14 protein-coding genes and 1 pseudogene are annotated in these 13,677 nt (G+C 74.9%); 6 read left to right on the plus strand and 9 right to left on the minus strand.

Features of this window, described 5'->3' with window-relative positions; genetic code table 11:
* Positions 1 to 57 precede the first annotated feature (57 nt).
* From EMA09_RS23830 to EMA09_RS23845, 4 genes are all read right to left on the minus strand, one after another.
* Positions 58 to 1,272, minus strand: coding sequence for an acetyl-CoA C-acyltransferase (locus EMA09_RS23830; RefSeq protein WP_129843022.1), 1,215 nt, complete (start codon positions 1,270 to 1,272; stop codon positions 58 to 60).
* Positions 1,273 to 1,397: 125 nt separating this feature from the next.
* Positions 1,398 to 2,666 (minus strand): HRDC domain-containing protein, encoded by a 1,269-nt coding sequence (locus EMA09_RS23835; protein WP_129843023.1) that lies wholly within the window; start codon positions 2,664 to 2,666, stop codon positions 1,398 to 1,400.
* Between the two features lie 249 nt (positions 2,667 to 2,915).
* Positions 2,916 to 3,581 (minus strand): response regulator transcription factor, encoded by a 666-nt coding sequence (locus EMA09_RS23840; protein ID WP_129843024.1) that lies wholly within the window; start codon positions 3,579 to 3,581, stop codon positions 2,916 to 2,918.
* Positions 3,582 to 3,773: 192 nt separating this feature from the next.
* The gene (locus EMA09_RS23845) at positions 3,774 to 4,364 is read right to left on the minus strand and encodes a DUF3000 domain-containing protein (RefSeq protein ID WP_206305994.1); all 591 of its coding nucleotides are present in this window, start codon (positions 4,362 to 4,364) and stop codon (positions 3,774 to 3,776) included.
* Positions 4,365 to 4,662: 298 nt separating this feature from the next.
* On the opposite strand from EMA09_RS23845, the gene hemE reads away from it, so the two are divergent.
* Positions 4,663 to 5,694, plus strand: coding sequence for a uroporphyrinogen decarboxylase (gene hemE / locus EMA09_RS23850; RefSeq protein WP_129843026.1), 1,032 nt, complete (start codon positions 4,663 to 4,665; stop codon positions 5,692 to 5,694).
* Positions 5,695 to 5,700: 6 nt separating this feature from the next.
* Here the strand turns inward: hemE and EMA09_RS23855 are convergent, their stop codons facing one another.
* Positions 5,701 to 6,657 (minus strand): DUF4349 domain-containing protein, encoded by a 957-nt coding sequence (locus tag EMA09_RS23855; RefSeq protein ID WP_168220794.1) that lies wholly within the window; start codon positions 6,655 to 6,657, stop codon positions 5,701 to 5,703.
* A gap of 203 nt (positions 6,658 to 6,860) precedes the next feature.
* Here EMA09_RS23855 and hemG point away from each other — a divergent pair, with 203 nt between their 5' ends.
* Both hemG and hemQ read left to right on the plus strand, forming a co-directional pair.
* Positions 6,861 to 8,264 carry a protoporphyrinogen oxidase gene (gene hemG / locus EMA09_RS23860; RefSeq protein WP_129843028.1) on the plus strand — a complete coding sequence of 468 codons (1,404 nt, stop codon included), beginning with the start codon at positions 6,861 to 6,863 and terminating at the stop codon, positions 8,262 to 8,264.
* Positions 8,265 to 8,281: 17 nt separating this feature from the next.
* A complete protein-coding gene (gene hemQ / locus EMA09_RS23865; RefSeq protein ID WP_129843029.1) occupies positions 8,282 to 9,001 on the plus strand; it encodes a hydrogen peroxide-dependent heme synthase in 720 nt (239 codons plus the stop codon).
* Between the two features lie 28 nt (positions 9,002 to 9,029).
* On the opposite strand, the gene EMA09_RS23870 is transcribed toward hemQ, so the two are convergent.
* The 3 genes and pseudogenes from EMA09_RS23870 to EMA09_RS23880 form a co-directional block, all read right to left on the minus strand.
* On the minus strand, positions 9,030 to 9,956 hold the full coding sequence (locus tag EMA09_RS23870) for a TIGR04222 domain-containing membrane protein (protein WP_129843030.1): 927 nt from the start codon (positions 9,954 to 9,956) through the stop codon (positions 9,030 to 9,032).
* A gap of 42 nt (positions 9,957 to 9,998) precedes the next feature.
* Positions 9,999 to 11,250, minus strand: a pseudogene (locus EMA09_RS23875) (DUF692 domain-containing protein).
* Between the two features lie 96 nt (positions 11,251 to 11,346).
* Positions 11,347 to 11,955, minus strand: coding sequence for a GNAT family protein (locus tag EMA09_RS23880; RefSeq protein ID WP_129843031.1), 609 nt, complete (start codon positions 11,953 to 11,955; stop codon positions 11,347 to 11,349).
* 120 nt (positions 11,956 to 12,075) lie between these two features.
* Here EMA09_RS23880 and EMA09_RS23885 point away from each other — a divergent pair, with 120 nt between their 5' ends.
* A complete protein-coding gene (locus tag EMA09_RS23885) occupies positions 12,076 to 12,552 on the plus strand; it encodes a hypothetical protein (RefSeq protein ID WP_129843032.1) in 477 nt (158 codons plus the stop codon).
* Positions 12,553 to 12,574: 22 nt separating this feature from the next.
* Positions 12,575 to 12,928 carry a hypothetical protein gene (locus tag EMA09_RS23890; RefSeq protein ID WP_129843033.1) on the plus strand — a complete coding sequence of 118 codons (354 nt, stop codon included), beginning with the start codon at positions 12,575 to 12,577 and terminating at the stop codon, positions 12,926 to 12,928.
* 54 nt (positions 12,929 to 12,982) lie between these two features.
* On the opposite strand, the gene EMA09_RS23895 is transcribed toward EMA09_RS23890, so the two are convergent.
* On the minus strand, positions 12,983 to 13,165 hold the full coding sequence (locus tag EMA09_RS23895) for a hypothetical protein (RefSeq protein WP_129843034.1): 183 nt from the start codon (positions 13,163 to 13,165) through the stop codon (positions 12,983 to 12,985).
* 51 nt (positions 13,166 to 13,216) lie between these two features.
* On the opposite strand from EMA09_RS23895, the gene EMA09_RS23900 reads away from it, so the two are divergent.
* Entirely contained in the window at positions 13,217 to 13,669 is a 453-nt protein-coding gene (locus EMA09_RS23900) for a hypothetical protein (protein ID WP_129843035.1), read from the plus strand.
* Positions 13,670 to 13,677: the final 8 nt, after the last annotated feature.

Here is a 13,677-nt window from a genome sequence, read left to right on the forward strand (position 1 = left end):
GTCCTCCGTCCGTCTCGAACCCTCGTGTCCCGTGCATCACCGCGTCTGCCCCGTATGTCACCGGTCCTCCCAGTGCGGGTTCTCCCAGACGACGGTCGCGCCCATGCCGAAGCCGACGCACATCGTCGTCAGCCCGTACCTGACGTCCGGCCGGTCCTCGAACTGCCGGGCGAGCTGCGTCATCAGCCGCACCCCCGACGAGGCCAGCGGGTGACCGAACGCGATGGCGCCGCCGTACGGGTTCACGCGCGGGTCGTCGTCCGCGATGCCGTAGTGGTCGAGGAACGCGAGGACCTGCACGGCGAACGCCTCGTTGATCTCGAACAGGCCGATGTCCCCGATGCCGAGACCGGCCTTCGCGAGGGCCTTCTCGGTGGCGGGCACCGGGCCGTAGCCCATCACCTCGGGCTCCACCCCGGCGAACGCGAAGGACACGAGCCGCATCCGCACCGGCAGCCCCAGGTCGCGGGCCACGTCCTCGGCCGCGATGACGGAGGCCGTCGCGCCGTCGTTGAGGCCGGCCGCGTTGCCCGCCGTCACACGGCCGTGGGGGCGGAACGGCGTCTTCAGGCCGGCGAGGGCCTCCATCGTCGTGCCGGGCCGCATCGGCTCGTCGGCGGTGGCCAGGCCCCAGCCCGTCTCGCCGCCCTCGGGGGAGGTGCGCCGCACCGCGACCGGCACCAGGTCCGGCTGCACGCGGCCGTCCGCGTACGCCTTGGCCGCCTTCTCCTGGCTGCGGACCGCGTACGCGTCGGCCCGCTCCCGGGTCAGGTGCGGGAAGCGGTCGTGCAGGTTCTCCGCGGTCATGCCCATGAACAGCGCGGAGTCGTCCACCAGCTTCTCGGCGACGAACCTGGGGTTCGGGTCGATGCCCTCGCCCATCGGGTGGCGCCCCATGTGCTCCACGCCGCCCGCGATCGCGACGTCGCTCGCGCCGAACGCGATGGCGCCCGCGCTCGTCGTCACCGCGGTCAGCGCGCCGGCGCACATGCGGTCGATGGCGTAGCCGGGGACACTCGTCGGCAGACCGGCGAGGAGCGCGGCGGTCCTGCCGATGGTCAGCCCCTGGTCACCGGTCTGCGTGGTCGCCGCGACCGCGACGTCGTCCACGCGGTCCGGGGGGAGCTGGGGGTTGCGGCGCAGCAGCTCGCGGATGCACTTGATCACCAGGTCATCGGCGCGGGTCTCGTGGTAGATCCCCTTGGGACCCGCCTTGCCGAACGGGGTACGGACGCCGTCAACGAAGACGACGTCCCTGACGGTACGCGGCACGATGGCACTCCTCCACGCCGGAAAGTTCCTTCCGACGACCATGCTACTCATCGGTAACGACTGGGCGCCAGAGCGGGAAACGGCGGGGCGGACGCGCGGGGGCGCGCCCCCGTGACGGCGGCCCGTCAGCCGGCCGACTCGATGGCCCGCGCCAGCAGCGGGGCCGTCTGCTCGATCTGCCACTCCCTGGCGCCCAGCGACCGCAGCACTGGGGACACCGCCTCGGGCGTCGCGGGCGCCGGCGGCTCCCAGCACAGCCGCCGCACGACCTCGGGGGACAGCAGGTTCTCCTGGGGGAGGCGCAGCTCCTCCGCGTGCGCCGTGACGGCGGACCGCGCCGCGGCGAGCCGCGCGGCGGCGGCCGGGGCCTTGTCGCCCCACGCCCGGTGCGGCGGCGGCCCCGACGACGGCTCCTGCCCGAGCTGGGGGAGGGCCGCGTCGGGCAGCGCGCGCGCCCGGTCCACGGCCTCCTGCCACCGCTGGAGCTGCTTGCGGTTCATCCGCGCCCCGCCGAAACCCTGCACCGAGGCGAGCGCCCGCGCGTCCGCCGGCATCGCCAGCGCCGCCGCCATGATCGCGGCGTCCGGCAGCACCTTGGTCGGCGACATGTCGCGCCGCTGCGCGATCCGGTCGCGGGTCGTCCACAGCTCACGGACGGCCGCGAGCTGCCGCCGCTTGCGCAGCCGGTGCACGCCGGACGTACGGCGCCACGGGTCCTTGCGCGGCACGGGCGGTGGCGCGGCGGCGATGGCGGCGAACTCCTCCAGCGCCCACTCCAGCTTGCCCTGCCCGCGCAGCTCGTCCTCCAGGGCGTCCCGCAGGTCGACCAGCAGCTCCACGTCGAGGGCGGCGTACCGCAGCCACGGCTCGGGCAGCGGACGGGTGGACCAGTCGGCCGCCGAGTGGCCCTTCTCCAGGCTGTAGCCGAGGACGCGCTCGACCATGAGGCCGAGCCCGACCCGCGCGAACCCGGCGAGCCGGCCCGCGAGTTCGGTGTCGAACAGGCGCTTCGGGACCATGCCTATGTCCCGCAGGCAGGGCAGGTCCTGCGTCGCCGCGTGCAGGACCCACTCGGTGTCGGCGAGGGCGTCGTTCAGCGGGGTGAAGTCGGGGCAGGCGATCGGGTCGATCAGCGCGGTGCCCGCGCCCTCGCGGCGGAGCTGGACGAGGTAGGCGCGCTGCCCGTAGCGGTAGCCGGAGGCCCGTTCGGCGTCGACGGCGACCGGACCGCTGCCCTCGGCGAACGCGGCCACGACGCGGGCGAACGCCTCGGCGTCGGCCGTGACCGGGGGGACGCCCTCCCGGGGGGCCAGCAGGGGGACCGGAGCCGGTCCCGACGGCTCAGCCTCGGATGATCCTGTCTTCGCGTCGGCGGTCTGCTGGGCGTCGGTCACCAGTCAAGACTAACTCTGTGCGCACGGTGCACAACGTCTGCCCGTTCCGCCTCCCCGGCCACCCCCGGCCCGGTACGCGCGGACGCGGCGGCCCCGGGGGACCGGTCACGGAACGCGCTCGCCGGGCGGGGGAGCGGAGCGGTGGCGGGAGGCACGGCGGCGTCCCGCGGCGGAAAGGGGAGGGGGCGGAAAAGGGCAGGGGGAGAGGGGGAGAAGTGAGGAGGGAAGGAGAGGGGTACGGCGTGCGGATCAGTGGATGATGCCGGTCCGCAGCGCCACGGCCACCATGCCGGCACGGTCGCCGGTGCCGAGCTTGCGCGCGATCCGGGCCAGGTGGCTCTTGACCGTCAGGGCGGACAGCCCCATCGAGACGCCGATCGCCTTGTTGGACTGGCCCTCGGCCACGAGCCGCAGGACCTCGACCTCCCGGCCCGACAGCTCCCGGTACCCGCCCTGGTGGGCCGGGGCACCGGGCTGGCGACGGTGCAGGCCGCCGCGCGCAGCCGCGCCGATGTGCGAGGCACCGTGCCGGGTGGGCGGGCCGAGGGAGTTGCGGGTGCCGGTGACGACGTAGCCCTTGACGCCGCCGGCCAGGGCGTTGCGCACGGCCCCGATGTCGTCGGCGGCCGACAGCGCGAGCCCGTTGGGCCAGCCCGCCGCCCGGGTCTCCGACAGGAGGGTGAGCCCGGAACCGTCGGGCAGGTGGACGTCCGCGACACAGATGTCACGGGGGTTGGCGACTCGGGGGCGGGCCTCCGCGATGGACGACGCCTCGATGACGTCCCGCACGCCGAGAGCCCACAGGTGGCGGGTCACGGTGGAACGGACACGGGGGTCGGCCACGACGACCATGGCGGTCGGCTTGTTCGGGCGGTAGGCGACCAGGCTTGTGGGGTGCTCAAGAAGAACAGACACCGGGCCTCCCGGAGGGTGGGGTGGGGATGGACCGAAACCGACTCCCCGGGAGGAGCCGGGGCGTTCCGGATGGAAGGGTCCCTACTGGCTTCGGCACGAAGCTCCCCGGCCTTTAGGGAATGATCACGAACCGGTGACAAGCCGTCCCGTACTGACGCCGTACGCACGTGCACACGGTCGCCGCGCGTCCGCTCAGGCGGGCCGGGGACCCCGGCGGCGGGGGAGCGCGGTCACCGTCGTGCCGGCCGTCTCGGGCGGCAGCCCCGCGCACTGGGCGAGCAGCGCGCACCACGCGAGCAGGTGCGCCGCGGCGTCGGCGCCGTCGCCCGGCGTCCAGGAGGCCCGCATCTCGAGCTCCGCGCCGGCGGGCCGGTCGGCGAGGCCGCCGAAGTAGCGGGACTCCGCGCGGGTGACCGTCCCGCCAGGCTCCCGCACGTCGAGCCCCCGCCCCTCCAGCGCCTCCGTCAGCCACGTCCAGGCGACCTCGGGCAGCAGGGGATCGGTGGACAGCTCGGGTTCGAGGTCGGCGCGCACCAGGGTGACGACGCGGAAGTCGCCCCGCCAGGTCTCGTCGCCGTCCGGCGCGTGCAGCAGGACGAAGCGGCCGTCGGCCAGCTCCTCGCCGTCCACCTGCACCGCCGCGCCCACCGCGTGGGCGTAGGGCGCGAGCCGCCGGGGCGCGGGCAGGGGGGACAGACGCACCTCGGGGCGCGGCCTGACCGCGGCGAGTGAGGTGACCGCCTGCCGGAAGGCGAACGGCGCCCGCGCACCGGGGTCGTTCATGGGTGCGGTCTCCTCCGCCTGCGGGGGTCGGGACGATGCCATGGCCGGTAACCCTAGGGTCTGTGCGGCGGGACTTGTCGCAGGCTCGCGGCGTCGGACGCGGTGCGTCGCGGGGCGCCGGACCGCAGCTCGTACCCGTCCGCATCCGTGCGGTACGGCAGCGTGGCGAGGTGCCGTGGCCGGCGTCGTGGGGCGGGCGCGCCCCGCCGGACAGGCCCTCGGCGGCGGGCCGCCCGGGCGGCGGTGGGCCACACCCGCCCGCGCCGGTCAATCCGCCGGTCGTGCGAGACTTCCCCTCGTGACACTCGCCGATTCCCCCTTCCTCCGCGCCTGCCGGCGTGAGCCGGTCCCGCACACGCCGGTGTGGTTCATGCGCCAGGCCGGCCGCTCCCTCCCCGAGTACCGCAAGACGCGTGAGGGCGTCGCGATGCTCGACTCCTGCATGCGGCCCGACCTCGTCACGGAGATCACCCTCCAGCCGGTGCGCCGGCACAACGTGGACGCCGCCGTGTACTTCAGCGACATCATGGTGCCGCTGAAGGCCATCGGGGTCGACCTGGACATCAAGCCCGGTGTCGGCCCGGTCGTCGCGCGGCCGATCCGCAGCCGCGCCGACCTGGCGCAGCTCCGTCCGCTGGAGCCCGGCGACGTGTCCTACGTCACCGAGGCCGTCGGGATGGTGACGTCGGAGCTGGGCGACACGCCCCTGATCGGCTTCGCGGGCGCGCCGTTCACCCTCGCGAGTTATCTGGTGGAGGGCGGCCCGTCGCGCAACCACGAGCACACCAAGGCGCTGATGTACGGCGACCCGGAGCTGTGGGCGGAGCTGCTCGACCGGCTCGCGGTGATCACCTCGGCGTTCCTGACCGTGCAGATCGAGGCGGGCGCGTCGGCCGTCCAGCTCTTCGACTCGTGGGCCGGCGCGCTCGCGCCGGCCGACTACCGCGCGTCGGTGCTGCCCGCGTCCCGGAAGGTGTTCGACGCCGTCGCGCACCACGGGGTGCCGCGTATCCACTTCGGTGTCGGGACCGGTGAGCTGCTCGGCCTGCTCGGCGAGGCGGGCGCCGACGTGGTCGGCGTCGACTGGCGGGTGCCGCTCGACGAGGCGGCGCGGCGCGTCGGCCCCGGCAAGGCGCTGCAGGGCAACCTCGACCCGGCCGTGCTGTTCGCGCCGCGCGAGGCGGTCGAGACGCACGCCCGGCGGGTGCTCGACGCCGCCGCCGGGCTGCCCGGCCACATCTTCAACCTGGGGCACGGCGTCCTGCCGACCACCGACCCGGACGCGCTGACCCGTCTCACGGCCTACGTGCACGAGCAGACGGCGCGCTGACCCGGGTCACGGCGCGGCGGGTGTCACGTCCGCGCCGTCGTCGTCCGGGGCCGGCGTCTCCTCGCGCACGGCCACGGGGGTGGTCCGCCGCCTGCGGCGGACCACCGGCCACAGCGCGAGCAGCACCAGGGCCGCAGCCCCGAGGAACGGCAGCAGCACCGCGATGACCACGACGGCCCACCGCAGCGTGCCGGTGAACGCGTCCCAGCCGTCGCCGAGCGCCCCCGTCACGGACGGGTCGTCGTCCTCCTCGGCCACCGTCGTGTCCGGTCCGACCAGCTCCAGCGTGATCGTGGCCAGGGCGACCTGCCCGTTCAGCTCCTCGAGGCGGGCCTCCAGGGACTCCAGTTCGGCCTGGCGCGCCGCCAGTTCGCCCTCCAGGGCGACGATGTCCCGGATCGAGGCGGCCTCGTCCATCAGCGCCCGGACGCGGGCCACGCTCTCGCGCTGCGTGGCGAGCCGGCTCTCGGTGTCCACCAGCTCCTCGGTCACGTCCTCGGTGGTCACCTGGCGGTCCACCAGCTCGCCCAGCTCCGCCAGGTCGGTGACGACGCGGTCGTAGCGGTCCTGCGGCACGCGCAGGGTGATGCTGGAGACCTGCTCGCCGCCGTCGGCCGAGGTGTTCTCCGAGCTGACGAAGCCGCCCGCCGCCGAGGCGATGGCCAGGGCGTCCGCGTACGCGCCGGGCACGTCGTCGGCCGACACGGTGAGCCACGCCGTCCTGATGACCTGCCGGCCGTCCGCCGCGACCGGGGCGGTGGTCCCCGTCTCCCCGCCGGCCGCGTCCCCGTCCGACGCGTCCCCGCCGCTCTCGGACGAGCCGCCGGCGTCCTCCCGCGCACCGCCCGGCGCCGGCTCGTACGGCGCGACCGCCGCCTCGTCGGTGTCGCCGCCCGCGCTCCCGCCGCCGTCGTCCGAGCACGCGGCGAGCGCGAGCACCCCCGCCAGCGCGAGAGCCGCCATCCGCGCCCCGCGCACCGCACCGCCCCCGGGTCTCCCCGCTGTACCGCCCACTGCCGTCCGCATCGTCCCGTCCCCTCTTCGCACCGATTCCCTACGGCGGTTGGACGGGGCGCGCGGCGGAAGGGTTCGCGCCCGCCGGTCCCGAACCGGTCACGGCCGGGACTCGGTCGGGAGTCCTTCCCGGCGTCTGGGAGAGTGGAGACATGCATGTGATCGTCGTCGGCGGCGGGGTCACCGGCCTCACCGCCGCTCACCGGCTGCTGGCCGCAGGACTCCGGGTCACCCTCCTGGAGACGTCCGACCGGTTCGGCGGCAAGCTGCGCTCCGGCAGCGTCGCGGGCGTCCAGGTCGACCTGGGCGCCGAGTCCGTCCTGGCCCGCAGGCCGGAGGCCGTGGCCCTGGCCCGCGAGGTCGGCCTCGGCGACGCGATGCGGCCCCCCGCCGTCGCCGGCTCCACGATCTGGACCCGCGGCGCCCTGCGGCCCATGCCGCAGGGCCATGTGATGGGCGTCCCGTCGACCGCCGCCGCCCTCGCAGGTGTGCTGTCCGACGCCGGCCTCGCGCAGATCACCCGGGACAACGAGCTGCCGCCCGTCGAGATCGGCGACGACGTGGCCGTGGGACAGCTCGTCGCCGAGCGCATGGGCCGCGAGGTCGTCGACCGCCTCGTCGAACCGCTCCTCGGCGGCGTCTACGCGGGCGACGCCTACCGGATCTCCCTGCGATCGGCCGTCCCCGCCCTCTACGAGGCGGCCCGCGACCACGACACGCTCCTCGGCGCCGTGCGCGCCGTCCAGCGGGCCGCGCCCGCCCGCACGCCGGGCGAGCCGGTGTTCGCCGGCTTCGACGGCGGCGTCGGCACGCTGACCGCGGCGCTCGCCGACTCCTGCCGGGCCAGGGGCGGCGTGCTGGAGACGGGCGTCGCCGTCACCGGCCTGCGCCGCACGGCGCGCGGCTGGGCGGCGGCCCTCGCCGACGGGCACTCGCTCGTCGCCGACGGCGTGGTCCTCGCCGTCCCCGCCGACGCCGCGGCCCGCCTGCTCGCCGCCGAGGCGCCCGCGGCGGCCGGCGAGCTGGCGGCCGTCGAGTACGCGTCGATGGCGATCATCACGCTCGCCCTGCGCCGCGACGACCTGGCGACCCTGCCGCGCGGCAGCGGCTTCCTCGTCCCCGCCGTGGACGGGCGGTCCATCAAGGCCGCCACCTTCATCAGCGGCAAGTGGGACTGGGCGGCCGCCGCGGCGCCCGAGCTCTTCCTGCTGCGCGCCTCCGTCGGCCGGTACGGCGATGCCGCGGCGCTCGGCCGGGACGACGACGACCTGGTGCGCGCCGCGCTCGACGACCTCGGCGACGCGGTCGGTCTTTCGGCGAAACCGGTCGACTCCCTCGTCACCCGCTGGCACAACGGCCTGCCGCAGTACACCGTGGGCCACGCCGCGCGGATCACCCGGGTCCGCGGCTACCTGAACGCCCTGCCGAGCCTGCGGCTGTGCGGCGCCTCCTACGACGGCGTCGGCATCCCCGCGTGCGTCGCGAGCGCCACGCGGGCCGTCACCGAGCTGCTGGCGGCGCTGCCGCCGGTACCCCGCGACGAGAGCACGGAGTGAGGCGGGAGAATGGTGCCATGACTGCTGCATCGCCCGTACCGCCCCCTTCGCCCGGCAAGCGCGCCAAGGAGCTCAACGACGTCATCCGCTACACCCTCTGGTCCGTCTTCCGGCTGCGCGACGTGCTGCCCGAGGACCGCGCCGGGTACGCGGACGAGGTCGCCGAGCTGTTCGAGCAGCTCGGGGAGAAGGACGTGACGGTGCGCGGCACCTACGACCTGTCCGGTCTGCGCGCCGACGCCGATCTCATGATCTGGTGGCACGCGGGCTCGTCGGACGCCCTCCAGGACGCGTACAACCGGTTCCGCCGCACGCGGCTCGGCCGGGCGCTCGCCCCCGTGTGGTCGAACATGGCGCTGCACCGCCCCGCCGAGTTCAACAAGTCCCACATCCCCGCGTTCCTCGCGGACGAGACGCCGCGCGACTACGTGAGCGTCTACCCGTTCGTCCGCTCGTACGACTGGTACCTGCTGCCGGACGAGGAGCGCCGGGCGCTGCTGGCCGATCACGGGAAGATGGCCCGCGGCTACCCGGACGTGCGCGCCAACACGGTGGCGTCCTTCTCCCTCGGCGACTACGAGTGGATCCTCGCGTTCGAGGCGGACGAACTGCACCGCATCGTGGACCTGATGCGCCACCTGCGCGGTTCCAAGGCGCGGCTGTACGTCCGCGAGGAGATCCCGTTCTTCACGGGGCGCCGGAAGCCGCTGGCCGAGCTGGTCGCCGGCCTGGCCTGACGGGCGCCCCGCGCGGGGCCGGCGGCGCTCAGTCGCCGCCGCCCCCGCCGCAGCCGCCCCCGCAGCTCGACCCGCAGCTCGAACCGCCGCCGCAGCTCGACCCGCCGTCACCGCCGGACCCGCCGTCACCCCCGGAGCCGCCGTCGCCGCCCGAGCCGCAGGCCGCACCCCACGCCGAGTCGCCGGTGGACGTGCCGGACGACCCGGTGCCGGCCGTCGCCGACGTGCCGGCCGCCCCGGCGGCGGTGGCCATGAGCAGTACCCGCACGGCGGCGTCGTCGAGCGCTTCGGGACCGCGGACGGCCACCCGGCCGGCGTTCCCCTGCTTCGCGTACGGGTCGTGGCGCCGCAGCCGGATGACGGCGGACCGGCCCGGGTTCGTCAGCCGGCTGCGGCCCACCCGCAGCATCGCCACGACCGCCTGCGCGATCCCGGTCGCGACGAGGAGCGTGATCAGCCCGAGGCGGCCGGTGAGCACGATGGCCACCAGCGTCGTCACCGACACGGTGGCGGCCAGCACGGCGGCGAGGTTCGCGGCGCGCCGCCACGCGCGGTGCAGCTCCGGGTCCCACATCAGGCCGCGCTTGACGAGGGTGTAGCCGATCCGCTGCACGGCGGCCGACCCGGCGACATCGGCGACGACCGTGGAGACGGGGGCGTGCCAGTCGTCGCCGATCCGGGTCATGACCTCCCGCTCCAGGTCACCCTTCGCGACGGGCTTCACGACGCGCAGGTCCGTCCCGTCGGGGCGCAGCGCCTTCTTGTCGATCAGGGCGCACACGGCGGTCTGGGCGACGCGGCGCGGCCCGCCGGTGAGAAACGCGGCCTCGTACGTCGAGCGGATGTCCGTGTCCCAGCGCGGTGGCCGGGCGCGGTGCGCGCGGGAGCGCGCCGTGATCAGGACCGCGAGACCCGCCGCGAGGACGAGGCAGGCGGCCGGGACGAAGACGAGCATGGTGATCTCCGTTCGTGTCGTCGTCCCTCCGGGGACGGCGGGTCACCGGCGGGGACGTGCCGGCCGGCGCAGCAGCCGCGCGAGGCGGCCGGCCGGCACGGGAGCGGTGCCGGTGCGGTTGGCGAGCCACCGGGTGAGGCTCTCCCGCGCGCCGGGTGCCGCGTCGAGCGCGTCCCCGGCGAGCAGGTCGCGGACGAACGCCACCGCGTCGTCGCGGTAGCCGCCCGTGAGGGGCCGGGAGCGGGCGTGGGCGAGCGCGAGGCGCCGGTAGTCGCCGCCGAGGGCCGCGGGGATGCCGGGTTCGATGGTGGCGATGACGCCGGCGCGTTTGGCCGCGAGCACCTGCCGCTGGACGCGCAGCCGGTCCGGGTCGAAGCCGGCCGGGTCGGGCGCGCCCGCGGTGAGGGCGGCGAGGAGGGCGTGCTGGGCGGCGGCGAGACGTTCCCGCGCGGCGTCGGTGCCGTCCGGCGCGGCGTCACGCGGCGGCACGGCGCTCACCCTCCAGGACGGCGCGGATGGCGTCGAGTTCGGCGGCCAGCTCGTCCACCGGCGGGAACGCCTCGTCGCGCTCCAGCAGGACGCCGGGCGGCCGCGTCCGGTCGCACAGCAGGCCGAGCACGTCGAGGATCTGCGGCGGGACGGGGTGGGCGTGGCTGTCGTGCCACACGCCGTCACGTTCGACACCGCCCGCGACGTGGACGTAGACGAGGGCGTCCAGCGGCAGGGTGTCGAGGGCCGTTGCGGGGTCCTCGCCGCGGTTCACGTGGTTGGTGTGGAGGTTGGCGACGTCGATGAGGAGGCCGACCCCGGTGCGTTCGACCAGCTCCGTGAGGAACTGGCCCTCTGTCAGCTCGTCGTCGGGCCAGGGGAAGAGGGCGGCGATGTTCTCCAGCGCGAGGGGCACGGGCAGGGCGTCCTGGGCGATGCGGACGTTCTCGCACAGGACGTCGAGCGCGTCCCGGGTGCGGGGCACGGGCAGCAGGTGGCCGGCCTCCAGGCCCCCGGCCCGGACGAACGCGATGTGCTCGGTCGCCACCGGCGCCCCGAGCGATTCGGCGACCCACGCGAGGCGGGCGAGCCGCGCCGGGGACGGCCGGTCGGCGCCGCCGAGACCGAGCGAGACCCCGTGCGGGATGACGGTGGTGCCGCGGGCGCGGAGCCGCTGAAGACCCGCGGGGAGATGGTCGGCGCAGGTGTTCTCCGCGACCACCTCGACCCAGTCGAGTCCGGCCAACTCCTCGATGCCGTCGGCTATTTCGGGCCGCCAACCGATGCCCGTACCGAGACTTCCCATGCCGCCGCCCCTCCTTCCGTCCCCCGATCGGCTGCGAAGACGCCGTGGAAGGAGTGTCGGTTCCGTGCCGGGAGCGGGGAAGGGGGGTGGCGCGGTTCAGAGCGGGATTTGAGCTTCGCCGCCGGCCGCCGGGCGCAGCCGCGCGTGGAGGTGCATGTCGTGCAGCCCGTCCGTGTGCAGCACGGCGCGGCGGCGTACGCCCTCCAGGGCGAAACCGGTCTTCTCCGCGACGCGGCAGGACGCCGGGTTCGCGACCGAGTGCCCGAGTTCGACGCGGTGGAACCCGCCGTCGCGGAGTGCCCACCCGGCCACCGCGTCAACGGCCCGCGTACACACCCCCGCACCCCGCGCGCCGGGCACGACCCAGTAGGCGATCTCGGCCTGCCCGCCGACGAGGATGAAGCGCTGGAGCGAGACCCGCCCGAGCACGGCGCCGGTGCGGGCGTCGGCGATCGCCCAGTGCGCGGCGGTCTCCTCGCGCCAGGCGCGCCGCCACTGCCCGATCCACCCGGCGGCCTCGTCCTCGCCGTCCACGCGCCGCGTGTGCCACCGCTGGATCGACGGATCGGCGAAGGCCGCCACGACGGCGGCGGCGTCCCCCGCCCGCCACGGCCGCGCGACGAGCCCGCCCGCGACGGGAATCACCGGCTGCTCCACACCGGAGAAACGCCCGGCGGGAATGAGCGGCTCGACCAACAACGGCATACCCCCATCCTCCCACCGGGCCGCGCCAGGCTCACGACGCTCCCCGACCGCCCGCGCTCCCCGGCCGCGCCGCCGCGTCCCCCGGGTGCGGGATCGGCGCCTTTGAAGTACCTTTGAAGTATGGCTGCGATCCACGCCGAAGCGAACTTCTCAGAGCTGCTGCAGAAGCCCAAGGACACTGTCGCCCGGATGCAGGGCGCCGTCCGCAAGGGCATTCGGCTGCATCGCCGAGGCGAGGAGGATCTGTACCTCACGACGGCGAGCAAGATCGAGGAGGCGGCGCAAACGGTTGACTCCATGACACGGATGTTCGTCGCGCTGATCAAGAATGGCCCCGACGCGATGCACATGCTCACGCAGGCCGTTCCCGAAGCGTTCCCCTGGGTGCGCTTCCTGCCGCAGGAAGCGCGGCGGGAGTTCGTCGCCGAGTTCCTGGAGACAGCGCGTGCCGCTTCCGATCTGGGGGCCGTCGCTCCGCTGGCCTCTTTCATCGCGGCATGGAAGTCCACCGCCGAGGTCTATGTTGACCCCGACCTGGCCGCCCAGTTGCGTCAGCGGACGGAAGACGATCTGGGGCCGGTCGAGTTCACCGACTGACTGCGTGGGGAGTTGTTGACCGGTGTCACTGGGCAGGGGAGACCCGGTCGCGCCGCCACCGGTGGCCGGCGAGTTCGACGTGCGTTTCGCGACGAAGGACGCCGTGTCCGGGTGGCAGGACCTGTGTCGGCAGGCACCGGGGAACACCCGCAGGGCCTGGGACGAGATGCGGACCAACCCGGCCCCCTTCCCTCCGACGGAACGGCACCACCGGCTGAGGTTCGACCTGGCCAGCGCCGTGCACCAGGGCCGTGAACTGCCGCAGTGGCAGCTTGAAGTGACGGGCGGTGGCCGGGTCTGGTACCTGTTCGACCAGGAGAAGCGGGTGTGCTGGCTGAAGCTCGCCAAGGTCGGGCACCCTCGGAAAACCGACTAGGGGATTCCGCTCGGCCCGTGCAAGGGGCGTGGGCCGCGCCGGCGGTGTCGTGTGTCAGGGGCCGTGCGCGCCGAAGACGCGGCGGAACGCCTCCTCGTGCGGGATGCCGATGTCCTCGCCCCGGGATCGGCGGGCGCGGTGGGCGGCCAGTGCCCGCAGCTCCTGGAGTTCCAGGGCGTCCGCCGGGCCGTCCGGTACGGCGGGGGTTTCCCCGGACGAACAGGTCTGCTCCGTCATGCCGGTGACTGTACGGGACCGCGCCCGTCGGTGGGCTGGCATCATGCTCGGGTGGCCCAGGATGCAGTGTTCTTCCTCGCCCCCGACGACGAGGCCGCCGCCGGTACCCGGCTGCGGGGTCCCGGTGCCGAGTTCGAGTCCGTGACCTGCCGTTTCATCGATGCGGACAGTGCCATCGCCGAGTGGGACCTGTACTTCGCCGAGCCGTCGGCCGGACTGCCGCCGATCGAGCGGCTCCACGGGTGGGCGTGGCCGGAGTGGGTCACCGACCCCCTGAACGACGGCATCGAGGTGTTCGCCCTGCCGGAGCGGCTGACCCGGGCGCTGGCCGGCGCGAGCCCCGCCGCACTCGAGGAGCTGGCGGGCCGCTGGACCGCGCGACTCGGGGCCGAGGACGGGGACGGCATGACCGATGACGATCTGCCGACGGTCCTGCGGGGAGTCGCCCGGCTCGCGGCCTCGGCGGTGGAAGCGGGCGGCGGCCTGTACTGCTGGAGCTTCTGACGGCGGCA

The sequence above is a fragment of the Streptomyces sp. RFCAC02 genome, from assembly GCF_004193175.1.
Taxonomy (GTDB): domain Bacteria; phylum Actinomycetota; class Actinomycetes; order Streptomycetales; family Streptomycetaceae; genus Streptomyces.

What these genes read in the sequence shown, in the direction of transcription:
- hemG (WP_129843028.1), top strand. Translation starts at nt 6,861, where the DNA reads ATGCATGTGATCGTCGTCGGCGGCGGGGTCACCGGCCTCACCGCCGCT.
- hemQ (WP_129843029.1), top strand. Translation starts at nt 8,282, where the DNA reads ATGACTGCTGCATCGCCCGTACCGCCCCCTTCGCCCGGCAAGCGCGCC.
- EMA09_RS23895 (WP_129843034.1), bottom strand. Translation starts at nt 13,165, where the DNA reads ATGACGGAGCAGACCTGTTCGTCCGGGGAAACCCCCGCCGTACCGGAC.
- EMA09_RS23855 (WP_168220794.1), bottom strand. Translation starts at nt 6,657, where the DNA reads ATGGCGGCTCTCGCGCTGGCGGGGGTGCTCGCGCTCGCCGCGTGCTCG.
- EMA09_RS23845 (WP_206305994.1), bottom strand. Translation starts at nt 4,364, where the DNA reads ATGAACGACCCCGGTGCGCGGGCGCCGTTCGCCTTCCGGCAGGCGGTC.
- EMA09_RS23885 (WP_129843032.1), top strand. Translation starts at nt 12,076, where the DNA reads ATGGCTGCGATCCACGCCGAAGCGAACTTCTCAGAGCTGCTGCAGAAG.
- EMA09_RS23880 (WP_129843031.1), bottom strand. Translation starts at nt 11,955, where the DNA reads ATGCCGTTGTTGGTCGAGCCGCTCATTCCCGCCGGGCGTTTCTCCGGT.
- EMA09_RS23870 (WP_129843030.1), bottom strand. Translation starts at nt 9,956, where the DNA reads ATGCTCGTCTTCGTCCCGGCCGCCTGCCTCGTCCTCGCGGCGGGTCTC.